This window comes from Streptomyces californicus (assembly GCF_000717645.1).
In the GTDB taxonomy this organism is placed as follows: domain Bacteria; phylum Actinomycetota; class Actinomycetes; order Streptomycetales; family Streptomycetaceae; genus Streptomyces; species Streptomyces californicus.
Window position 1 is genome coordinate 160,212 of record NZ_JNZZ01000003.1, and the last position, 21,334, is coordinate 181,545.

Sequence of the window (21,334 nt, forward strand, 5' to 3'; positions counted from 1 at the left end):
ACGCGCGCGGTCCGCGTCACGCGTGGCGCCGCGTGACGCGCCCGCTCCGTTTCCACCCGCCCGCCCGTGCGGCCCGGCTCCCGCAGCCGCGTGCTCCACGGGCGGGCGCACGTGGGCGCCCGCCCGCGCGTGGGCCCTTCGCGCGTGGGCCCTTCGCGCGTGCGGGCACCCGATCCCCCGGCCGTACGCGATCCGACCGTGGACGCGGGGCGGGCACACGGTCCGGCCGTACACGCCGCCCCGGACGCCGCATCCCCCGGGCGCACCGGCGGGGCGCCCGCGACATCGGCAATGGTGTGACATAAGGGAAATACCGCACACCTCTTGCTACGTTGCGGGGCATGACCGCAACGACGGCGGACGCTCCCCCGCCCGAGCTCCGCCTGCCCAAGCGGCGCGGGGTGGAGCTGACCCTCCTCGTCGGGGCCGTGCTCATCTCCGTCTACGGCTACGCGGCGGTCGGCCTGGCCCACGACGGGGCGGTGCCGCCCGACGTCGCCGGATACGGGAGCGGGCTCGGGGCCCTCGCGCTGCTCGCCCACGTCGCGGTCCGCTTCCGGGCCCCGTACGCCGATCCGCTGCTGCTGCCGATCGCCGTACTGCTCAACGGGCTCGGGCTGGTGCTGATCTACCGCCTCGACCTGGAGACGCCGAGGGACCAGGCCGCGCCGACCCAGCTCGTCTGGTCAACGCTCGGCGTCGCGCTGTTCACGGCGGTCGTCCTGCTGCTGCGCGACCACCGCGTGCTCCAGCGGTACGCGTACCTCGCGGTGGCCGCCGCGCTCGTGCTCATGACCGTGCCGATCTTCTTCCCGGCGGTGAACGGGGCCAAGATCTGGATCCGGATCGGCGGACTCTCCTTCCAGCCCGGCGAGTTCGCGAAGATCCTGCTCGCGGTGTTCTTCGCCGCCTACCTGGCCGCCAACCGCAACGCGCTCGCGTACACCGGCCGCCGGGTGTGGCGGCTGCAACTGCCCTCGGGGCGGGTGCTCGGGCCGATCGTGGCGATCTGGCTGCTGAGCGTCGGGGTGCTGGTGCTGGAACGCGACCTCGGCACCTCGCTGCTCTTCTTCGGACTGTTCGTCATCATGCTGTACGTGGCGACGGGCCGGACCGGTTGGATCGCGGTCGGGCTGCTGCTGGCCGCCGTCGGGGCGTTCGTCGTCGGCTCCTTCGAACCGCATGTGCACAGCCGGGTGCAGGACTGGCTCGACCCGTTCGCCTCGATCGACGCGGGGCGGGGGCCCGGCCAGCTCGCCCAGTCGCTGTTCGCGTTCGCGGCGGGCGGGATGCTGGGGACCGGGCTCGGGGCCGGCCACTCCATCCTCATCGGCTTCGCCGCCAAGTCCGACTTCATCCTGGCGACGGCGGGCGAGGAGCTGGGGCTCGCCGGACTGTCCGCGATCTTCCTGCTGTACGCGCTGCTCGTGGCACGCGGCTACCGGGCCGGGCTCGCCCTGCGCGACCCGTTCGGGCAGCTGCTCGCGATCGGCCTGGCGTCGATCCTGGCCCTCCAGGTGTTCGTCATCGCGGGCGGGGTGATGGGACTGATCCCGCTGACCGGGATGGCGATGCCGTTCCTGGCGCAGGGCGGCTCGTCCGTCGTCACCAACTGGATCATCGTGGCACTGCTGATCCGGGTCAGCGACTTCGCCCGGCGGCCCCCTCCGGAGCAGGTGGAGACCGGGACCGTCGCGGCGGCCGGGGAGGCGGACCGGTGATCCGCCACATCCGGCGGGCCGCCGCCTTCTGTCTGCTGCTGCTGGTGGCGCTCCTGGTGAACGCGGCCCGGGTGCAGGTCTTCGAGGCCGACGAGCTGGATGCGAATCCGGCCAACCGCCGTGCCACGATCGCCCGTTACGACCAGCCGCGCGGGAACATCCTGGTCGACGGCCGGCCCGTGACCGGGAACAGGGAGACCGGCGAGCGGCTCAGCTTCGAACGCACCTATCCGCACGGCCCGCTGTACGCGCCGGTGACCGGTTACGCCTCGCAGACGTACGGCACCACGCTGCTGGAGAACGCCGAGGACGAGGTGCTCTCGGGGACGGACCCGCTGCTGGCGCCGCTGCCCTTCTGGAACGAGTTCACCCGCGGCCGCCAGCCCGGCGGCGACGTCGTCACCACGGTCAGGGCGTCGATGCAGCGGGCCGCGTACGAGGGACTGCGGGGGCGGCGGGGCGCGGTCGCCGCCCTGGACCCGTCGACGGGCGCGATCCTGGCGCTGGTCTCGACCCCGTCGTACGACCCCGAGCGGCTGTCCGGGACCGGGCCGGCGGTGGCCGACGCCTGGCGGCGGCTGAACGCGTCCACGACCATGCCGATGCTGAACCGCGCGATCCGGCAGACCTATCCGCCGGGCTCCACCTTCAAGATCGTGACGGCGGCGGCCGCCCTGGACTCCCGGACGGTGACGGACCCCTCAGCCGCCACGGACACCCCGTCGCCGTATGTCCTGCCGGGGACGCGGACGACGCTGCCCAACGAGGCGCGGGGCTGCGAGGAGGCGTCCCTGGCGGACGCGATCCGGGTCTCCTGCAACACCGTCATGGCCCACCTGGGTGTCGAGGTGGGCCTGGACGGGATGGTGGAGGCGGCGCGGAAGTTCGGGTTCAACGACGACGGGCTGCGCGTCCCCTCCGGGGTGGCGCGGAGCAACTTCGACACGGACATGAGCGACGACCAGCTCGCGCTGTCCTCGATCGGGCAGTTCAACACGACGGCGACCCCGCTCCAGATGGCGATGGTCGCCTCGGCGGTCGCCAACGGCGGGGACCTGCGCCGCCCCCATCTGGTGGACCGGGTGACGACCGACGACGGGGACACGGTCCGGCAGGAGGGGGCGGGCGCGTCCCAGTGGGCGATGAACCCGTCGACGGCGGTGCAGCTCCAGCGGATGATGGTGGAGGTGGTGGAGAACGGCACCGGGTCCAACGCGGCGATCGACGGGGTGCGGGTCGGCGGCAAGACCGGCACCGCCCAGCACGGCGTGGACAACTCCGGCCTGCCGTACGCCTGGTTCATCTCCTGGGCCCAGGCCCCCGGCTCCGGACGCCCGTCCGTGGCGGTGGCGGTGGTCGTGGAGGACGCGTCCGCCGACCGGGCCGACATCAGCGGCGGCGGCAGCGCGGCCCCGATCGCGCGGGCGGTGATGGAGGCGGCGCTGGACGAGGAGGAGGACGCGGGGCGCTGATACGCCGGGGGCTACCCGGGGGCCGCCCCTGGGGCGCGTGCGGCGGGTCCGGGCAGACTGGGCGCATGACACGGACGACCTCCCCGGTGGCTCGGGCCCTGGAGCGTATCGAGCGGCTCGATCCGGCGCTGCACGCGTTCATCGAGGTCTGGCCGCGGGAGGCGCTCGACCGGGAGCGGGAGGCGGTGGCGCGCGGACTCCCCCTCGGCGGGCGGCCGTTCGCGGTGAAGGGCCCCACCGGCATCCGGTCGTACGCGGCCCGCCGGCTCCTCGCGGCGGGCGGCGTCCCGGTCGGCGCTACCTCGGTGCCCGGTCCCGGTACGCACTGGCAGACGTGGGGGCGGGGTGCGGGCGGCCGTACGGTCAACCCGTGGCGGGCGGACCGTACGCCGGGCGGTTCGTCGGCCGGGGCGGCGGTCGCGGTGGCGGCGGGCATGGCGGACGTGGCGACGGGCAGCGACGGGGCCGGTTCGGTCCGCATTCCGGCCGCCTGGTGCGGGGTGTTCGGGCTGAAGACGACGAACGGGCTGCTGCCCTCCCCCGACCGGTCCGGGCTGGCCTCGGCGGGGGTGCTGGCCCGGTCGGCCGCGGAGGCGGAACGGTGGCTGCGGCACGTACTGGAGGACGGCGGGGAGCCCGCCGCCCCGGAGAGCGTTCCGTCGCGCCCGGCCGGGGCCCGGCCGGGGCCGGCCGGGTCGTGGCCGGGCTCGCCCGCGCTGCCGCTGCCCGTCGTGTACAGCGACGACCTGGGGTTCGCCGCGGTGGACCCGGAGGTGGCCGCGGTCGTCCGGGCGGCGGTGGACCGGCTCGTCGCGGCGGGGACCGTACGCCTGCTGGAGCGGGACGCCGGGCTGCTGGACCCGGTGGACGCCTGGACGGCGGTACGGGGCGGGGCGCCGGACGACCCGGCGGCGGTGCGGGTGCGGCGGGCGAACGACGAGCGGCTGGCGGCGCTCCTCGGCGGCGGGGTCCTGCTGCTGACCCCGGCCACCCCGAACCGGCCGCACGGCCACGAGGGCCCGGGGGACCTCTACTCCACGGCGCTCACCTGGGCGTTCAACCTGAGCGGGCACCCGGCGGCGAGCCTGCCCGCCGGCTTCACCGCGGACGGCTGCCCGGTGGGGCTCCAGGTGGTCGCCCCGCACGGCGGGGACCTGCGGCTGGTCGCCGCGGCCCGCACGCTGGAGGACGCCCTGCCCGCCGCGCGGAGACCGCCGGGCGCCGGGGAGCAGTGACCGTCAGCGGCCCTCGGTCCCGGCGGAAGCGGAGGAGGCCGGGGTGGGCGGCGGTGCGCGTCCGGCCGAGCGTCGGGCCCGGCCGGGCGGGCGGCAGGCGGCTGACCACCGGCGGTGGCGGCCGGCGGCCGGCCGAGCGTCGGGCCCGGCCGAGTGTGGGCCCGGCCAGGTGGGCCGAACCCGGCGTCCGGGCTCAGCCGAGCGGCTTGCGGGCCTCCTCGCGAACCTTGGCGGTCTCCTCCGCGGCCGCCGCCAGGTCGAGGGACTTCGCGTCCTTGGTCACGTCCCCGGCGCGGATGAGCGCGATCATCGCGGCGGTGTTGCCGTCGGCCCAGGCGCACATGGGGACGTTGGCGACGACGCCTGCCTTCTTCGACTGGACGACCTGGCACTCGATCACGATGTCGTACCCCCGGGGCTTGAACTCCTTGGGGGGTACGACGAGCTTGCCGTCCTCGGCGTCCGCCGCGCCTTCCATGATCGTGCCGCGCATGAGGTCGGGGCTGGCCAGACGCCCGTACATCCCCGAGAGGATCAGCGCCCCGCCCTCCCCGGACGTGTAGTGGGCGACGACCGCCTCGGCGTCCCGGATGCTGACGTCGGGGGTCTCCTCGATCTCCTTGCCCTCGGTCTCCGACAGGTCGTCGCCGAGAGTGAACTCGCCGTCCAAGAGCTGCTTCTGCACGACGAGGCGGTACTCCGCCTTCGGGTACACGAGGTCGCTGCCCTTGTCGGCGAGCTGGGCGACGCCGAAGGCGATGCCGCCCGCCACCACCATCGCGCCGAGCGCTATCCCGACGATCAGCCCGGTCCGCTTCCTGCGCGGCGGCGGGTTCTGGGGAGGCCAGCCACCGGCCCCGGGCTGCGGGCCCGGCTGCCCCCAGGCACCGTCGGCACCGGGCGGGTCCGGCCGGCTCCAGTCGCTCGCGGGTTCGGCCGGCGGACCCGGCTGATCCCAGCCGCTTCCGGGCTGGGCCTGCGGGCCCGGCTCGCCCCAGCCGCCGCCCTCCTGGCTCTGCGGCCCGGGGTGGCCCCAGCCGTCCTGCGGGGGCGGGGCGGGCTGCGACGGAGGCTGCGGGTAGCCGTAGGGCTGCTGGTGCGGCACGGGCCCCGGGGCCGCGGTCGGCGGGCCGTACGGGTCCTGCGGGTTCTGCGGCCCGTACGGGCCCTGCGGCGGGTGCGGCGGGGTGGTCATGGGCTCACGGTACGACACGGCGGCGAACGGAGTTTCGACGCGGACCGGATCGGTACCAGGTCGAGAGCACCGCCGGGCGCGGTCCGGGATCCCTTGCGGCCTCTCCCCACCGCCCGCTCCCCGCGCACCGCCACCCGCCTGCCGCACCCTGCCCCGCGCACCGCCACCCGCCTGCCGCGCCCTGCCCCGCTCCCGGCCGCGCCCCGCCCCCGGCCGCCGACGCCCCTCACCCCAGCGGCTCGCACCTGCGCAGCCAGTCCTCCGGCGCCCCGGCCGTCCCGGTCGCCGCTCCGACCACGCCGCCGGTGATCGCGCACGTGGTGTCCACGTCCCCGAGCCCCTCCGCGGTCGCCCAGAGCGCCGCCTCCAGGTCGTCCGGGTGCCGGGCCGCGGTCCACAGCGCGAAGGGCACGGTGTCGTCGGCCCGGATGCGCTGCCCGTTGCCGAGCAGGTCCGCGGCCTGCCACGGCCGCGTGGTGAAGGGGGTCGCCGCCGCGCGCCGGACCCCGTCCCGTACCGGCCCCTCGGGCGTACGGTCCGCGACCGCGCCCAGGTCGAGTCCGCCGCGGGCCGAGAGCGCCGCCGCCACCGCGACGGCCACCGCGCCCGCGATGCCGTCCGGGTGCGCGTGGGTGACCTCCGCCGAGAGCACGGCCTGCGCCGCGACGAGGTCCAGGTCCGCGTGGAACCGGGCGCCCAGCGGCGCGACCCGCATGGCGGCGCCGTTGCCGAGGCTGCCGCCGTCGAAGAGTTCGGGGGCCAGGGTCCGCCAGGCGGCCGGGTCGTCCAGCAACCGGGGCAGCAGGAGGTGCATGCCGTGGCCGTAGCCGCGCGCCCGGTCCGCGTCGAAGGCGAGGGCGTAGCAGAGCGCCAGATGGTCCTGGTCGACGTGTCCGTGCTCGTCGAGGGAGCGGTTCAGGGCCAGCGCCAGGGCCGTGTCGTCGGTCCAGTGCCAGCGGGGCTCGGCCGGGGTGCGGCGGTCCCGGATCTCGTTCGCGGCCCGCCGGGGCTCGCGGAAGAGCGGGAACCACCGCTCCCCGAACGAGTCGCCCAGCGCGAGCGCTTCGAGACTGCGGCGGGCGGCGGCGCGGCCGGCGGCGGACGGGTTCGTCGTCATCCCGCCATCCTGGCCGCCGGACCCGGCGGCGTACATCCGTTATCGGTCGGCCTGTCAGGCGGCGTCCGCCGCGCCCTGCTCGATCGCCTCCGCGACCTCCGCCACCCGGGACTCCTCCTCGGCGGCGAAGCGTTCGCGGTCGAGCGCCTCGGCTATCTCCTCGTCCTGCGACATCAGCAGGTCGAGGTTGGAGTCGCCGAGTTCGAGGACGCCCATGTCGACGTACGCCTGCTGGAGGCGCGGGCCCCACAGGCCGATGTCCTTGACGCACGGGACGATCCGGCTGAACAGGAGCTTGCGGAAGAGCTGGAGGAACTCGGAGTGCTCCGAGAGGTCCTTCGCCTCCTGCTTGCCGATGCCGAAGTTCTCCAGGACCTCGACGCCGCTGAGCCGGTCGCGCATCAGGTAGCAGCCCTCGATGACGAACTCCTCGCGCTCCCGGAGTTCGGCGTCGCTCAACTGCCGGTAGTAGTCGCGCAGCGCCATCCGTCCGAAGGCGACGTGCCGGGCCTCGTCCTGCATGACGTACGCGAGGATCTGCTTGGGCAGGGGCTTGGTCGTGGTGTCGCGGATCATCCCGAACGCGGCCAGCGCCAGCCCCTCGATGAGGACCTGCATCCCGAGGTAGGGCATGTCCCAGCGGGAGTCGCGCAGGGTGTCGCCCAGCAGCCCCTGGAGGTTGTCGTTGACCGGGTAGAGCATGCCGACCTTCTCGTGCAGGAAGCGCCCGTAGATCTCGGCGTGCCGGGCCTCGTCCATGGTCTGCGTGGCCGAGTAGAACTTGGCGTCCAGGTCGGGTACGGACTCCACGATGCGCGCCGCGCACACCATCGCGCCCTGCTCGCCGTGGAGGAACTGGCTGAACTGCCAGGAGGTGTAGTGCTTGCGCAGCTCGCCCTTGTCCTTCTCGGTCATCTTCGCCCAGTGCGGGGTGCCGTACAGCGTGAGGGCTTCGTCGGGGGTGCCGAGCGGGTCGGTGGGGTCCACCTCCAGCGACCAGTCGATCCGCTTGTTGCCGTCCCACTGCTTGTCCTTGCCCTTCTGGTAGAGGGCGAGGAGGCGTTCGCGCCCGTCGTCGTAGTCCCAGCTGAAGCGGGCGGCTCCGGTGGCGGGGACCTGCCAGATCGGTTCGACGGGCGGGCTGGTGTACAGGTCGTGTGTGGACACGGACGGCTCCTTCGCCTCGAACAGCTCGACGTGATCAGCGGGGTCGGGAAGATCGGAGAGAGCGGGAAGATCAGAGAGACCGGAGAGATCGGGAAGACCGGGAAGATCGGAGAGATCAGAGGGATCGGCAGGATCACCGGGATCGACAAGTTCCTTGGCGCAGCAGCCAGTTGAACGGGCACACCGGCCGCCTCCCCGGCAGGTTCACACGCTGGTAGACGCCGGGTCAACAAGTCGCACACAGTTGTGCACAGGGGATTGACGCCCATTGCTGACAGGCAGTCTCATAAAGAGTGACCGCCGGTAACACCCAGGCCCGGCAACCCACTGTGTGAGGTGCTCCCGCCATGACGCCGCCCGCCACCGCTCGCGATGTGACCCTGCTCCGCGACGCGCTCGGCCCGCTCCGCGACCGCGAACAGGTCGCCCTGCGGCTGCTCGAATCGTCGGCCAAGCACTCCTTCGACCCCGACACCGAGATCGCCTGGGACTCCGCGGTCGAGGAGGGCAAGTGGTTCTGGCCGCCGGAGCTGCTGTCGCTGTACGGGACCCCGATGTGGGACCGCATGTCCGAGGAGCAGCGCCTCGACCTCTCCCGCCACGAGGGCGCCGCGCTCGCCTCGCTCGGCATCTGGTTCGAGATCATCCTCATGCAGCTGCTGGTGCGGCACGTCTACGACAAGCCCGTCACCAGCAACCACGTCCGCTACGCGCTCACCGAGATAGCCGACGAGTGCCGCCACTCGATGATGTTCGGCCGCATGATCGACTGGGGCGGCGCCCCGACGTATCCGGTGCCGCGCGTCTACCACAATCTGGCGCGGGTCCTGAAGACCGTCTCCACCACGCCCGGTTCGTTCGCCTCGACCCTGCTCGGCGAGGAGATCCTCGATTGGATGCAGCGCCTGACCTTCCCGGACGAGCGGGTGCAGACCGTGGTGCGCGGGGTGACCCGTATCCATGTGATCGAGGAGGCCCGCCACGTCCGGTACGCCCGGGAGGAGCTGCGCCGCCAGATGGTGACCGCCCCGCGCTGGGAACGCGAACTGACCAAGGTCAGCTGCGCCGAGGCGGCCCGCGTCTTCTCGGTCTGCTTCGTGAACCCGCAGGTGTACGCGAACGTCGGCCTGGACCGCCGCGAGGCCGTCGCCCAGGTGAAGGCCAGCGGCCACCGCGCCGAGATCATGCAGACCGGGGCCAAGCGGCTCACCGACTTCTTCGAGGACATCGGGCTGCTGAACGGCGTGAGCCGGCGGCTGTGGCGGGCCTCCGGGCTGCTGGCCTGAAACCCGTGCTGCCGACCGGCGCGGGACCCCGGGGCCTTAGGGTCGAAGGCATGACCTCCACCGCCGCAGTCCCGCCGCCCCGGGCGACGTACCGCAGGCTGAGCGTCGAGGAGCGCCGCGCGCAGCTGCTCCTCGCCGCCCTCGGCCTCTTCGCCCACCGGGCGCCCGACGAGGTCTCGCTCGACGAGGTGGCGGTGGCGGCCGGGGTGTCGCGGCCGCTGGTCTACCGCTACTTCCCGGGCGGACGCCAGCAGTTGTACGAGGCGGCGCTCGGCTCGGCCGCCGACGAGCTGACGCAGTGCTTCACCGAACCCGAGACCGGTCCGCCGACCGAGCGGGTCGCCCGGGTCCTCGACCGCTATCTGCGTTTCGTGGACGAGCACGACACCGGCTTCAGCGCGCTGCTGCGCGGCGGCAGCGTGGTGGAGACCTCCCGGACCACGACCATCGTCGACGGGGTGCGCCGGGCGGCGGCCGACGAGATCCTGCGCCACCTCGGCCGCATGGGCGGGACCGGGGAGAAGCCGGCCGGGCCGCGGCTGCGGATGATGGTCCGCAGCTGGATCGCGGCCGTCGAGGCGGCCTCGCTGATCTGGCTGGACGACGGGAAGCAGCCGGCCGCGGCGGAACTGCGCGGCTGGCTTGTCGACCATCTGATCGCCCTGCTCACCGCGACGGCGGCCACCGACCCGGAGACCGCGACGGTGGTCCACGACCTGCTGGCCCTGGAACGGTCCGCCGGGCCGGCCGGACAGCTCGCGGAACGAGTGATTCCGGTCGTGGTGGAGGCGGCACACCTGCTGCCCGCCGCCCCTGCGTCAGACTGACCGGGTGAAGAGCGAGAACACCCCTTTCCGCGGCGGTCCCCTGGACGGCCGGGTCCTGCCGATCCTGCTGGGCCCGACCGGCCACCCGCCGAAGTGGTACGAGGTCCCGGTGCCCTCCCCCGACGGCGGACCGGCCACCGTGTACGCCTACCAGCGGGTCCCGGCCGGCTACACCCGGCGGCTCGGCCTGCAGCGCGGCTGGGTGTACGAGTACGCCCCCGGCGGCCGTGAGCGCCGCCCCCTCAAGTGGCCCTGGTCGAAACCTTCGCGCGAGGACTGAGCGGTGGGCGGACCGCCTCCGTGGCGCACCCCCTCGGGCCTGTCTGACCATTCCCGTCTGCCTCACGACGCCATGCACGCACTCTCGCCGGCACGCCGAGAGCACGCACCTGACGCCGCGCGGCCGCCCTACGGGCGACGACGGGAATGGTCAGACAGGCCCTAAGATCGACGGTCAGGTGCCGGAGGACGGGCCGTCCGGTCGCCGCGAACGGTCACAAGGGGGTGCGCCATGGAGGCGCTGCGTCAGGACGATCCACGCCGCTTCGGCCGCTTCACCGCGCTGGCCCGTTTCGACGAACAGGCGAGCGCCGTACGGTATGTGGCCCGGGACACCGCGAGCGGCGAGACGGCCCTCGTCACCGCCGCCCGGCCCGAGTTGGCGGCCGTCCCCGTCTTCAGCCGCCGCTTCCGGGCCGAGGCCCGCACCGCCGAACGCCTCGCGGGCGGCTGGGTGAGCCCGCCGCTGGAGACCGGCAAGGCGGCCGGGACGCCCGGGGACGGCCCTGAGCCGCTGTGGACGGCGGCGGGCTACGTCCCCGCGCTGCCGCTGGACGAGGCGGTCGGGATCGCCGGGCCGCTGCCCGAGAGGGTCGTACGGGTCCTGGGCGCGGGCATCGCCGAGACGCTCTCCCGGGTGCACGCCACCGGGGCCGCCCTCCAGGGACTGGCCCCGGGCACGGTCCTGCTGGCCGCCGACGGGCCCCGGCTCACCGCGTTCGGCCCGCTGGGCGCGGCCGCCTCGGCGGAAGCGGGCCCGGAGGACCGGCTGTCCGTGCGGCTGGGCTATCTGACGCCCGAGCAGATCGCGGGCGAGGAGGTCTCCGCCGCGTCCGACCTGTTCGTCCTGGGGCTGCTGCTGGCGTACGCGGCGACGGGGGCGACCCCGTTCACGGAGGGGCCGGCCGAGGGGGCGAGCCGCCGCATCGCGGAGGACGAGCCCGAACTGGACGGCGTACCGCAGGAGTTGCGCGAGCTGATCGCGAGCTGCCTGGCGAAGGACCCGGCCGAGCGCCCGAGCGCCGGCACGGTCGCCGCCGAGCTGGCGTTGGAGGGCGCGGCGGGGCTGGCCCGGGGTGGCTGGCTCCCCGAACCGCTCGCGGCGGCGGTCGCGGACCAGGAGGCGCGGGTACGGGCGCTGGAGGTCCCGGCGGCGGGGGGCGTGGAGACGCCCGGTGCGTACAGGGTGCCCGGTGCGGATGGGACGCCTGGTACGGACGGGGCGCCCGGTGCGGACAGGACGCCTGGTACGGACGGGACGCCTGGTACGGACGGGGCGCCCGGTGCGGCTGGGACGTTCGATGCGGAGGAGGCGCCCGGTGCGGAGACCGCCGGGCCCGGGGGCATCGGGGAGGACCGGGGCACCACTCGGTTCCTGAACACCGGGCCGCGCCCGCCCCGCAACGACACTCCGACGACCCAGCTCGCGCTCCCACAGGGGGCCGTCGCTCCCCCGCCGCCCGCCCTCGCCCCGACCGCACAGCAAGCGCCCGCCGCGCCCGGCACCCCCGCCGCGCACAGTGCCCCCGCCGCGCCCGGTGGCGCACCGCAGCCCGGTCACCCGTACGCCGCGCCCGCCGCCCCGTACGCCGCGCCCGGCTCCGTACCGCCGGCCGGCCCGCCGCACGGCGGGCCCACCCCGTACCCGGCCGCCGCGCTGCCGACGGGGGCCGGTGGGACCGGGGCGGGCGGCGGGGGACCGATGGTCTCCCTGCCGCTGCCGCCCGCGCCGGCCCCCGCGCCCGATCCCGGCGCGAGCCGCCGGACGCTGCTCACGATCGCCGCGGCGGCCGTCGGCGGCCTGGTCGTGGGCGGTGGCGCGATGGCCGCGCTCGGGTCCGGGGAGACGGCGGCGGCGACCGACGACAAGCCCGCCCCGAAGCCCCGCCGAACGCTCCCCGGCCAGGCGCCCGAGCCGCGCTGGACCTACACGCACCCGGCCTCCGAGGCGCCTCCGCTGACCGCCGCCGTCTGGCAGGACGAGCTCCTCGTGCTGACCGGTGAGAGCCAGGCCGCCGCCGTCGACCTGCGGACCGGGAAGCGGCGGTGGCAGCGCGCGGACGCCGCGAAGGGGCAGGCCGCGCTGGCCGCCGGAACCGACCTGGTCTTCGTGTCGAGCCCGACGGAGTTCCTGTGGCTGGCGCCGAAGGACGGCAAGGTCGTGCACCGCGTGCGCTACACCGAAGCCTTCGACGACCTGGCCGTGGGTCCGCTGGCCGGCTCCTCCGGACCGGTCATCTGGTTCACCGCGTCGCACACGGTCACCGTGAAGGCCCCGAAGCCGAAGAAGGGCAAGAAGAAGGGGAAGGACAAGCAGGTCCCCGAGGCGTTCTTCCTCGCGTACGACATCGTGCGGCGCAAGGAGCTGTGGCGGACCCCGGTCCCGGCGGGCCGGGCGCCCGGCACCCCCTCCTACCGGGTGGCCGCGGAGCGCTCCGCCGACATCCTCGTACGGCAGCGCTCGGCCAGTCTGACACCAGCGGAGGTCAGGGCGGCGAAGCGGAAGGGCTCGGTCCGCTCGTTCGACCAGAAGACCGGCAAGCTGCTGTGGACCAAGCAGTACGGCGCGGCCACCCCCGAGGCGGCCACCGCGGGCGACGAGGACGGAACGCTGTACGCGGCGGTCGGCACGGACCTGGAGGCGTTCGAGGCGGACACCGCGAAGCCGCTGTGGCGCGTCGAGGGCACCGAGGGCTCGGTGTACGGCACCCCGCTGATCGCCGGACCCCTGGTCCACACCACGGAGAGCAGCCAGTCGGTCGGCGCGGTCGAGCGGGAGAGCGGCCGGCTCGTGTGGCGTCGCTCGACGGAGGTCCCGGCCCCCGGGAACGCTCCGGCCATCACGCTGAGCAGCAGCGAGAAGACGCTGATCGCCGCCGACGCGGTCCAGGTCACGGCGTTCGCGGCGGACAGCGGCGAACGCCTGTGGAAGTTCCAGGACATCGGGGCCGCCGAACCCAAGGGGGCGACGGTGAGCGCGCCGTACCGGGTGCTGACCGTGGGGAAGACCGCGATCGTTCAGCGCGAACGGAGCTTCTACGCCTTCCCGGTGGCCTGACGGGCTCCCGCCCCATGGTCTGACGGGTCTCCTTGCCGGTGGCCCGCAACACCCCCTCAGCGCCTGACCGGTCCCCGTTCCTCCTGGCTTGACCCGTCTCCTTCCCGGTGGCCCGAAGCCCGCTCCATGGCCGGACGCATGCCTCCGGGGCCTGACACACCCTCCCCGCCGCCGTCCGGGCGTTCCCCGGGCGGCACGCCGCGCGGTGCTTGCGTCGCCCGGCGTCGGATGACCGGATGATCGGATTCGCCGATCGATGGACGGGGCCGTTGCCGGGCCGCGTCTCCGTCCTGGAGGTGTTGTCGTGTCAGGCAGGCTCCTGCGCGCGGTCTGCACGGCCGCGCTGGCCGCGGCGCTCACGGTCTCCCCCGCCATCGCCGTCCCCGCCGTACCGGACCCCGTACCGCCCGGGGACTCCGCGCCATCGGCCGACGCCCCCGACCCCGGGCCCGCCGACACACAGGACGCCGACGATTCCGGTACGCCGGAGTCCGACGCCGACGAAACCGACCCCGAGGAGCCCGGCGCGGACCCCGACGAAACCGACCCCGACGAGCCGGGCTCCAACGCCGACGAGGCCGACGCCGCGGAGGTGGACGCCGGGACCGCGCTCGCCGCGCCCGAGGCGCCGAGGAGCGTCGCCGCCCTCCTGCGCGAACTGCAGACCCGCTACCGGACGGCGGAGGAGGCGAGCGAGACGTACAACGCCACCGCCGAGAAGCTGAAGCAGCGGACCGCGCGGCTCAAGAAGGTCGACGCGGACCTGGCGAAGGCGCGGGCGGCGCTGGAGTCGAGCCGGGCCGACGCGGGCCGGCTGGCCCGGCAGCAGTACCGGGGGCACACCGAGTTCTCCGCCTACCTCCGGCTGCTGCTGACCCGCGATCCCCGGCGCGCCCTGGACCAGAGCCACGTCGTGGGGCGGCTCGCCGCCAACCGGGTCGCCACGGTGGACCGGCTGACCGGCGCCGCCCGGCGGGCCGACCGGCTGGCCGCCGCCGCCCGCAAGGCGCTGGACCAGCAGAAGAAGCTGGCCGCCCGGCAGAAGAGGGAGCGCGACGCGGTGAACGTGCGGCTGCGCGAGGTCGAGGGGCTGCTCGCCACGCTCTCCGAGGAGCAGATCGCCCAGCTCGCCGGCCTCGAACAGAAGGGCGTGGACCGGGCCCAGCGCGAGCTGGTGGCCTCCGGCGCGCTCTCCGCCACCCGGCCGGCCACCCGGCAGGGCGGGGACGCCGTGGCGTACGCGATCCGGCAGATCGGGAAGCCGTACGTGTGGGGCGCCGAGGGCCCCGACTCCTTCGACTGCTCCGGGCTCACCTCCCAGGCGTGGTCGGCGGCGGGACGGACGATTCCGCGCACCTCGCAGGAGCAGTGGAAGCGCCTGCCGAGGGTGCCGCTCTCCGCGCTGCGCCCCGGGGACCTGGTGGTCTACTTCCCGAAGGCGACCCATGTGGCGCTGTACATCGGCGACGGCCTGGTGGTGCAGGCGCCCCGCCCCGGCACGAAGGTCAAGGTCTCGCCCCTGGCGGCGAACCCGCTGCTGGGGGCCGTCCGCCCCGACCCGGGCGCCGCCCCGCTCGCCACGTACACCCGCCCGGACCTCCCCGAGGGCGCCCGCGCCGGCACGGACACCGGCTACAGCGCGGACACCGCCCCGGCCGCCCCGTAACACCGGCCGGCCCCGGCCTGAGGCCGGGCCCGGCCGCCTCCGTAGCACCGCCGGTCCGGCCTCTGCCCCGGCCCCGGCCCCGAAACGGCCTCGGCGGCCGGACCGGCGGTGCGGGTCCGGCCGCCGAGGCGGGTGGTGGGGCGGCGCGGGGTCCGGCCGCCGGAGCGGTGCCGGGCGGTCAGCCGCCGGAGACCGAGGCCAGGTAGGCGTTCGTCCTCTCGGGGTCGTAGAAGAAGTTCTCGAAGTCCGCCGGGTTGTTGAAGCCGTTGGCGAAGCGGTCCGCGACCGGCTGGAGCTGACCGGCCGCGCCGATCAGGTTCAGCACGTGCTCCGGCGGGGCGCCGAGCATCGCGTTGGTCCACTTCGTGACGTGCTGCGCGGTGTCCCAGTACCGGTCGAACGTGGACTGCATCCACGCCGCGTCGAACTCCTTCTCGCCGTGCCCGACGATCGAGTCCAGGTAGGAGTTGGCGCACTTGGACGCCGAGTTGGAGCCCTGGCCGGTGATCGGGTCGTTGGCCACGACGACGTCCGCGACGCCCAGGACCAGGCCGCCGCCGGGCAGCCGCCCGATCGGCTTGCGGACCGTGGGGGCGTAGCGTCCGGCGAGGGTGCCGTTGGCGTCGGTCAGCTCGACCTTGGTGGCGCGGGCGTACTCCCACGGCGTGAACCGCTCCATGAGCTCCAGCGTCTTCGCCAGGTGCTCGGAGGGGTCCTTGATGCCCTGGAAGGCGTCGAGCGGTCCGCCCGGGACGCCCTCCCAGAAGAGGATGTCGGCCCGGCCGGAGGTGGTGAGCGTCGGCATCACGAACAGCTCGCCGACGCCCGGCACCAGGTTGCAGCGGACCGCGTCGAACTCCGGGTGCTCCGGGCGCGGGCCCATGCCGTGGACGTAGGCGACGGCCAGCGCGCGCTGGGGGGCGTCGAACGGCGAACGGGACGCGTCCCGGCCGAACATGGAGACCAGCTCGCCCTTGCCCGCCGAGACCATCACCAGGTCGTAGGTGCGGGAGAAGTAGTCCAGGTCGGAGACGGCCGCCCCGTGGATGACGAGCTGCCCGCCGCGCTGGGCGAAGGTCTCCATCCAGCCGGCCATCTTCACGCGCTGGTCGACGGACTGGGCGAACCCGTCCAGCTTGCCGACCCAGTCGATGACACGGGAGGAGTCGGGACCGGCGACGGAGACGCCGAGGCCCTCGATCTTCGGCGCCTGGGACTCCCAGAAGTTCAGCTGGTAGTCCCGCTCGTGCTGGAGCGCGGTGTGGAACATGCACTGCGTGGACATGACCCGGCCGGTGCGGATCTCGTCGGCGGTGCGGTTGGACATCAGGGTGACTTCGTAGCCCTTGGACTGCAGCCCGAGGGCGAGCTGGAGCCCGGACTGGCCGGCTCCGACTATGAGTATCTTCCGCATCGCGGCTCTCCGTTGTATGTGATCGGTGCGGTGTACGCGTTCTCAGGCGGGGGTGACGTCGAGAGCATGGCCCACCAGGGCCAGCAGCGACTCGACGACCGTGATCCTGTTACGCGCGTCCATGATCACTATCGGCACCCGCGAGGGTACGGTCAGGGCCTCCCTGACGTCCTCCGCCTCGTAGCCGGGCGTGCCCTCGAAGTGGTTGACGGCCACGATGTACGGCAGTCCGCAGCTCTCGAAGTAGTCGAGCGCGGGGAAGCAGTCCTCCAGCCGCCGGGTGTCGGCGAGGACGACCGCGCCGATCGCCCCGCGCACCAGGTCGTCCCACATGAACCAGAAGCGCTGCTGGCCGGGGGTGCCGAAGACGTACAGGACGAGGTCGTCCTCCAGCGTGAGCCGCCCGAAGTCCATGGCCACCGTGGTGGTGGTCTTCTCGGGCGTCGCGGAGAGGTCGTCGGTCTCCTCGCTGGCCTGGGTCATCAGCGCTTCGGTCTGCAGCGGCGTGATCTCGGAGACGGAGCCGACGAACGTCGTCTTGCCGACGCCGAATCCGCCCGCCACCACGATCTTGGTGGCGACGGGCGCGCGGGTGTGGTCGAGCTGCCATGCCTGCGGGGACTCGTCGGCCTGTACCCGGGGCCCCGGCTGACGCGGGGCGAAGAGCGGCGCCTCAGAGACGGCGGAGTCCATTGAGCACCCTTTCGAGCAGTGCGCGGTCGGGCTGGCCGGTGCCGTGACCGGACCCGTACACGCGGATCTTTCCTTGGTCGGCCAGGTCGCTGAGCAGCACCCGGACGACTCCGAGCGGCATCTTCAGCAGGGCCGAGATCTCCGCGACCGTACGCATGCGGCGGCAGAGTTCGACGATGGCGCGCAGCTCCGGCATGACCCGGGTGGCGAGGTTGCCGTTGGTGAGCTCGCGGCGCTCGTCGGGTGCTTCGAGGGCGGCGACGAACGTCTCGACCAGCAGGACGTGCCCGAACCGGGTGCGTCCGCCGGTGAGGGAGTACGGGCGGACCCGGGCGGGCCGTTTGCCGGCTCCTCGGACGGGGAGGCGGGGGGCGGGTTCTGCGGCGGCGGTCGTCACTGGGCGCTCTCCATCGATGTGCGCAGCTCGCTGCGGAGTTCGGGGGTGAGGACGTGTCCGGCCCGGCCGACGAAGAGGGCCATGTGGTACGCGACGACGCTCATGTCGCAGTCCGGTGCGGCGTGGACGCCGAGGAGCGAGCCGTCGCTGATCGACATGACGAAGAGGCTGCCCTCGTCCATGGCGACCATCGTCTGTTTGACGCCGCCGCCGTCCATCAGCTTGGCCGCGCCGACCGTCAGCGAGCCGACGCCCGAGACGATCGTGGCCAGGTCGGCGCTGGAGCCCTTGGGCCCGTTCGCCGTTCCTGCCGCCGCCGGGGCGTGGTGGCCGGGGTCGGAGGAGAGCAGCATCAGGCCGTCGGACGAGACGACGGTGACCGAGTGGACCCCTGGCACCTCCTCCACGAGATTGCTCAGCAACCAGTGAAGGTTACGGGCCTCGGTACTCAGCCCGAATGTGCTGGGCGCAGTCAACTGCGTGCCTCCTCGACTGTGTCCCCCGTCTCATCGTTCCGGCCGTCCGCCCGTCCGCCGGTCGCGGCGTTCGGTGCGGTGCGCGCGTCCGGTGCGCCGTGTGGGGCGCCCGTGGCGTGTGCGGTGGTCTCGTTCCCCGTACGTCCGGCGGGTACGCCCCCGGGCTCGGCGACGGTGATGCCGCCGGTCGCGGCGATCTCCGCCTCGACGTCGCGCCGGCCCTCCTGCGCCGCCCGGTGGAAGCTGCCGAGCCGGCGGCGCAGGGCGTCGCGGTCGAGGCTTCCGGTGCGCCCGGGGGCGGGCGTCGTGTCCGGCCGGACCACGTTGGGCGTGCGCTTGGGCAGCCCCTTGTCGGTGACCGGGCGGCGGGGGGCGGGAACGGTCTCGCCGGGCGCGGGGCCGGGCTCCGCCTGCGGGGACGGGGCTCCGGTGGTCTCCGCGTACGGGGCGGGGGCGCCGGCCGCCTCCGCGTGCGGGGCGGGACGGAAGGTGAGGTCGTCGTCCGGGTCCTGGCCGCCGGGGGCGGTGTCGGCGGGCCGCTCGTGGCGGTCGGGGCCGATCGCGTACGGGTCGGAGGGCGCCGGGGCGGCGGGGGCGGCACCGGACGTTCCGGGCTGCCCGGACGGTGCGGCCCGGTCGCCGGACGGCGCGGTCACGTCGGGCGCCGCCGCCTCGTCGGGGTGGGCCGTCTCGTCGGCCGGGGGCGCGGGGGGCTTCGGCAGGCGGACCTGCATCGTGACCTCGGAGTCCCGCTCGGGGGCCGCGTCGGTCTCCGGTTCGGCGCCGGACTGCTCCCGCTCCCGTACGGCGGTGGCTTCCGGGCGCTCCTCGGCCGGGTCCGCGGCCGAGGCGTCCGTGGCCGCCGGGTCCGCGTCGTCCGCGTCCGCGTCGGCCGCCTTCTCGCGCAGCGTCCGCTCGGCCGCGGCGATCATGGGGTCGACGGCGGGTTCGGGGGCGTTCTCCTCGGCGGGGTCCTGGGCGGGCTCGGCCGTCGCTGCGTTCTCCGGCGTCGCGGTGTCCGCTTCCGTACCGGGCGGCACGGGCGCGGGCGCCGCCGACGAGGCCGCCGAACGGCTCGGCAGGGCATTGGAGTTGGCCTCGGCCACCGAGCCCGGGAGGTTGAGCGCGGGCGCCTCGCCCGGCAGCTGGACGGCGGGCGGCGGACCGGCGGGCAGGGTGTTGGGCAGCAGGGCCTCGGGCAGGACGACGACGGCCGTCACACCACTCCCCTTCTGCTCGCGCAGCTGCACCCGTACGCCGTGCCGGGCGGCCAGCAACGACGTGACCTGGAGGCCGAGGCCGGAGCCGGTCACGTCGACGTGCCGCTCCCCCGGCTCGAACGAGGCCGGGTCCGCCAGCCTGGCATTCAGCTCGCCCATCCGGACCGCCGACATGCCGATGCCCTCGTCCGACACGGAGAGCATCACCTCACCGCTCTCCAGCAGCCAGCCGGACAGCTCGACCGGGGAGTCCGGGGGCGAGAAGGCGGTGGCGTTCTCCAGGAGTTCGGCCAGCAGGTGGCTGAGGTCGTCGGCGGCGAACCCGGCGATCTGGGCGTGCGGCGGCAGCGACTGGATGGTGACGCGCTCGTACCGCTCGATCTCGCTGACGGCGGCCCGCGCCACGTCGACCAGCGGGATCGGCCCGGCGTGGCCGGTGCCGTGCTCCGCGCCGGCGAGGACGAGCATGTTCTCGCTGTACCGGCGCATGACCGTGGCCATGTGGTCCAGCTTGAACAGGGTGGCCAGCCGCTCCGGGTCCTGCTCGCGCTCCTCCAGGCTCTCGATGACGCCGAGTTGGCGCTCGACCAGGCCGAGGGTGCGCAGGGAGAGGTTGACGAAGGTGTGGTTGACCGTGCTGCGCAGCTGCTCCAGCTCGGTGGCCAGTTCGCTGACGTGCGCCTGGAGTTCGGTCCGCTGGGCGGCCAGGGTCTGGCGGCCCTCGATCAGCTTGGCGCGTTCGCCGGTGAGGGTCTCGACCCGGCCGGTGACGTCCCGGTGCAGGGTGACGAACCGGTCGTGCAGGCTGTTCATCGACCGGACGACCTGGGCGAACTCGTCGTTGCGGCCGGTGTAGCGGACCGGTTCGGCGCTCGCGGGGTCCTCGGCGAGCCGGGCGGACCCGATGCGCAGGACGGCGAGCGGCCGGGTGAGGCTGCGGGCGACGGCGGTGGAGATGCCGACCGCGAGCAGGAAGCAGCCGCCGAGCAGGGCGATGGACAGTTCGAGGGCGGTGACGTCGTCGTCGCGCAGTCCCTCCAGGTCGCTGACCTGGCCGGCGGTCAGGGCGGACTCGACGCCGCGCATCCGGTCGACGCGGGCGGAGAGCGCGGCCTCCAGCTTCTTCGGGTTGGTCCGGCGCTCCGCCTGCGACAGCTCGGGGCGGTCGGTGAGGCGGGTGAGGTACTTCTCCGCGCTGTTGACCTCGGAGCCGGTGACGGTGGCGGAGAGCTTGTCGCGGGCCTCCGGGTCCGCCGCCTGGTCGAAGTCGGCGAGCGCGGCCAGCTCCCGTACGCGGGCCTGCTGGGCGGCGGCGCTCAGCTCGTCGCGTTCGCGGCCGGCCCGGGTGTCGTCCTCGTCCTGGGTCTGGACGGGCAGCCCGGTGAACGGGTCGGTCTGCGGGGCCGTCGGCTCCGGGCTCGGGACGGCGAGCGCGGCGAGGAGGAGGCCGCGGGTGGCGGCGGCCTGTTCGGAGGCGCTGCCGAGGGTGAGCGGGGCGCGGTCGGCGCCGGCGCGCGGCGGGGTCTTCCCGGCCAGCTCGGCGGCGATGCCGTGCAGTTTGGCGATGACGTCGGAGTACGCCTGGTGCGCCTCCAGGGCCGATCCCTTCCCGGTGAGGGCGTCACGGCGCAGGGAGGCGACCGTGGAGAGGTCACGGCGCAGGGAGGCGGAGGCGGCCTCGTGGATCTCGTCGATCTGCTGGTCGACGCGGGTGGCGCGGGCGGCCCTGCTCTTCGCGGCGTCGCCGTCCTCGGCCTTCTCGTCGCGGCCGCCGGCGATGTAGGCGGTGACCGCGTCACGCTCGTCGGCGAGGGAGTGCCCGAGGGTGACGGCCTGCTGGTTCAGCCCGGCCAGGGTGGCGAGCCGCTGGGACTCGGTCAGGTCGGCGGAGGCCGCGAACACGGCGGGGGCGCCCGCCCCCACGACGATGACGCCGACGGCGGCCACCCCGGCGACCAGTCGGCTGCGCACCCGCACGGCCCGCTTGTCCGCGCCGGGCGCCGGAGGCGTCGCCCCGGAACCGTCGCGCGTCGTGCCCTTGCTCCGCGGCCGCTTCTTCTGCACCGGTGCTCGCAATCTTGACTCGTCCACCCTTGAAGCAGAGGTGACGC

The 21,334-nt window shown here is 74.4% G+C and carries 17 protein-coding genes; 9 read left to right on the forward strand and 8 right to left on the reverse strand.

Annotated features, from left to right (window positions below):
• Nucleotides 1–341 precede the first annotated feature (341 nt).
• The 3 genes from IF19_RS0105650 (at nt 342) to IF19_RS0105660 (ending at nt 4,428) form a co-directional block, all read left to right on the forward strand.
• Nucleotides 342–1,721 (forward strand): FtsW/RodA/SpoVE family cell cycle protein, encoded by a 1,380-nt coding sequence (locus IF19_RS0105650; RefSeq protein WP_030113525.1) that lies wholly within the window; start codon nt 342–344, stop codon nt 1,719–1,721.
• Nucleotides 1,718–3,193: a peptidoglycan D,D-transpeptidase FtsI family protein gene (locus IF19_RS0105655; RefSeq protein WP_030113526.1), complete on the forward strand. Its 1,476-nt coding sequence runs from the start codon at nt 1,718–1,720 to the stop codon at nt 3,191–3,193. Before IF19_RS0105650 ends, IF19_RS0105655 begins: the two co-directional genes overlap by 4 nt.
• Nucleotides 3,194–3,258: 65 nt before the next feature.
• Nucleotides 3,259–4,428, forward strand: coding sequence for an amidase family protein (locus IF19_RS0105660; RefSeq protein ID WP_030113527.1), 1,170 nt, complete (start codon nt 3,259–3,261; stop codon nt 4,426–4,428).
• Between the two features lie 193 nt (nt 4,429–4,621).
• On the opposite strand, the gene IF19_RS0105665 is transcribed toward IF19_RS0105660, so the two are convergent.
• The 3 genes from IF19_RS0105665 to IF19_RS0105675 form a co-directional block, all read right to left on the reverse strand.
• Nucleotides 4,622–5,623 (reverse strand): hypothetical protein, encoded by a 1,002-nt coding sequence (locus IF19_RS0105665; RefSeq protein ID WP_030113528.1) that lies wholly within the window; start codon nt 5,621–5,623, stop codon nt 4,622–4,624.
• Nucleotides 5,624–5,849: 226 nt separating this feature from the next.
• A complete protein-coding gene (locus IF19_RS0105670) occupies nt 5,850–6,740 on the reverse strand; it encodes an ADP-ribosylglycohydrolase family protein (protein ID WP_030276029.1) in 891 nt (296 codons plus the stop codon).
• A 54-nt stretch (nt 6,741–6,794) separates the two neighbouring features.
• Complete coding sequence (locus IF19_RS0105675) at nt 6,795–7,907, reverse strand: ferritin-like domain-containing protein (protein WP_030113530.1); 1,113 nt, start codon at nt 7,905–7,907, stop codon at nt 6,795–6,797.
• Between the two features lie 30 nt (nt 7,908–7,937).
• Between IF19_RS0105675 and IF19_RS1000000137580 the strand changes: the two genes are divergently transcribed.
• The 6 genes from IF19_RS1000000137580 (at nt 7,938) to IF19_RS0105705 (ending at nt 15,023) form a co-directional block, all read left to right on the forward strand.
• Nucleotides 7,938–8,081: a hypothetical protein gene (locus IF19_RS1000000137580; RefSeq protein ID WP_156095451.1), complete on the forward strand. Its 144-nt coding sequence runs from the start codon at nt 7,938–7,940 to the stop codon at nt 8,079–8,081.
• 173 nt (nt 8,082–8,254) lie between these two features.
• On the forward strand, nt 8,255–9,193 hold the full coding sequence (locus IF19_RS0105685) for an AurF N-oxygenase family protein (protein WP_030113531.1): 939 nt from the start codon (nt 8,255–8,257) through the stop codon (nt 9,191–9,193).
• 50 nt (nt 9,194–9,243) lie between these two features.
• On the forward strand, nt 9,244–10,020 hold the full coding sequence (locus tag IF19_RS0105690; protein WP_030113532.1) for a TetR/AcrR family transcriptional regulator: 777 nt from the start codon (nt 9,244–9,246) through the stop codon (nt 10,018–10,020).
• Between the two features lie 4 nt (nt 10,021–10,024).
• On the forward strand, nt 10,025–10,300 hold the full coding sequence (locus IF19_RS0105695) for a hypothetical protein (RefSeq protein WP_030113533.1): 276 nt from the start codon (nt 10,025–10,027) through the stop codon (nt 10,298–10,300).
• A gap of 231 nt (nt 10,301–10,531) precedes the next feature.
• Nucleotides 10,532–13,357: an outer membrane protein assembly factor BamB family protein gene (locus IF19_RS0105700; protein WP_030276027.1), complete on the forward strand. Its 2,826-nt coding sequence runs from the start codon at nt 10,532–10,534 to the stop codon at nt 13,355–13,357.
• A gap of 304 nt (nt 13,358–13,661) precedes the next feature.
• Nucleotides 13,662–15,023 (forward strand): C40 family peptidase, encoded by a 1,362-nt coding sequence (locus tag IF19_RS0105705; RefSeq protein ID WP_030121292.1) that lies wholly within the window; start codon nt 13,662–13,664, stop codon nt 15,021–15,023.
• A 178-nt stretch (nt 15,024–15,201) separates the two neighbouring features.
• Here IF19_RS0105705 and IF19_RS0105710 read toward each other — a convergent pair whose 3' ends face one another.
• From IF19_RS0105710 to IF19_RS0105730, 5 genes are read right to left on the reverse strand one after another with little or no spacing between them, the layout of a single operon-like run.
• On the reverse strand, nt 15,202–16,437 hold the full coding sequence (locus IF19_RS0105710) for a styrene monooxygenase/indole monooxygenase family protein (RefSeq protein WP_030113537.1): 1,236 nt from the start codon (nt 16,435–16,437) through the stop codon (nt 15,202–15,204).
• Between the two features lie 42 nt (nt 16,438–16,479).
• On the reverse strand, nt 16,480–17,130 hold the full coding sequence (locus tag IF19_RS0105715; protein ID WP_030113538.1) for a GTP-binding protein: 651 nt from the start codon (nt 17,128–17,130) through the stop codon (nt 16,480–16,482).
• Nucleotides 17,111–17,527 (reverse strand): DUF742 domain-containing protein, encoded by a 417-nt coding sequence (locus tag IF19_RS0105720; protein ID WP_030113539.1) that lies wholly within the window; start codon nt 17,525–17,527, stop codon nt 17,111–17,113. Before IF19_RS0105720 ends, IF19_RS0105715 begins: the two co-directional genes overlap by 20 nt.
• Nucleotides 17,524–18,003, reverse strand: coding sequence for a roadblock/LC7 domain-containing protein (locus IF19_RS0105725; protein ID WP_050490945.1), 480 nt, complete (start codon nt 18,001–18,003; stop codon nt 17,524–17,526). Before IF19_RS0105725 ends, IF19_RS0105720 begins: the two co-directional genes overlap by 4 nt.
• The gene (locus IF19_RS0105730; protein ID WP_030276025.1) at nt 18,000–21,287 is read right to left on the reverse strand and encodes a sensor histidine kinase; all 3,288 of its coding nucleotides are present in this window, start codon (nt 21,285–21,287) and stop codon (nt 18,000–18,002) included. Before IF19_RS0105730 ends, IF19_RS0105725 begins: the two co-directional genes overlap by 4 nt.
• Nucleotides 21,288–21,334 lie beyond the last annotated feature (47 nt).

Bases quoted from the DNA above. Each gene is read 5' to 3' on its own strand.
- IF19_RS0105715 (WP_030113538.1), bottom strand. From the start codon at position 17,130: ATGGACTCCGCCGTCTCTGAGGCGCCGCTCTTCGCCCCGCGTCAGCCG.
- IF19_RS0105660 (WP_030113527.1), top strand. From the start codon at position 3,259: ATGACACGGACGACCTCCCCGGTGGCTCGGGCCCTGGAGCGTATCGAG.
- IF19_RS0105650 (WP_030113525.1), top strand. From the start codon at position 342: ATGACCGCAACGACGGCGGACGCTCCCCCGCCCGAGCTCCGCCTGCCC.
- IF19_RS0105670 (WP_030276029.1), bottom strand. From the start codon at position 6,740: ATGACGACGAACCCGTCCGCCGCCGGCCGCGCCGCCGCCCGCCGCAGT.
- IF19_RS0105690 (WP_030113532.1), top strand. From the start codon at position 9,244: ATGACCTCCACCGCCGCAGTCCCGCCGCCCCGGGCGACGTACCGCAGG.
- IF19_RS0105665 (WP_030113528.1), bottom strand. From the start codon at position 5,623: ATGACCACCCCGCCGCACCCGCCGCAGGGCCCGTACGGGCCGCAGAAC.
- IF19_RS0105710 (WP_030113537.1), bottom strand. From the start codon at position 16,437: ATGCGGAAGATACTCATAGTCGGAGCCGGCCAGTCCGGGCTCCAGCTC.
- IF19_RS0105700 (WP_030276027.1), top strand. From the start codon at position 10,532: ATGGAGGCGCTGCGTCAGGACGATCCACGCCGCTTCGGCCGCTTCACC.
- IF19_RS0105685 (WP_030113531.1), top strand. From the start codon at position 8,255: ATGACGCCGCCCGCCACCGCTCGCGATGTGACCCTGCTCCGCGACGCG.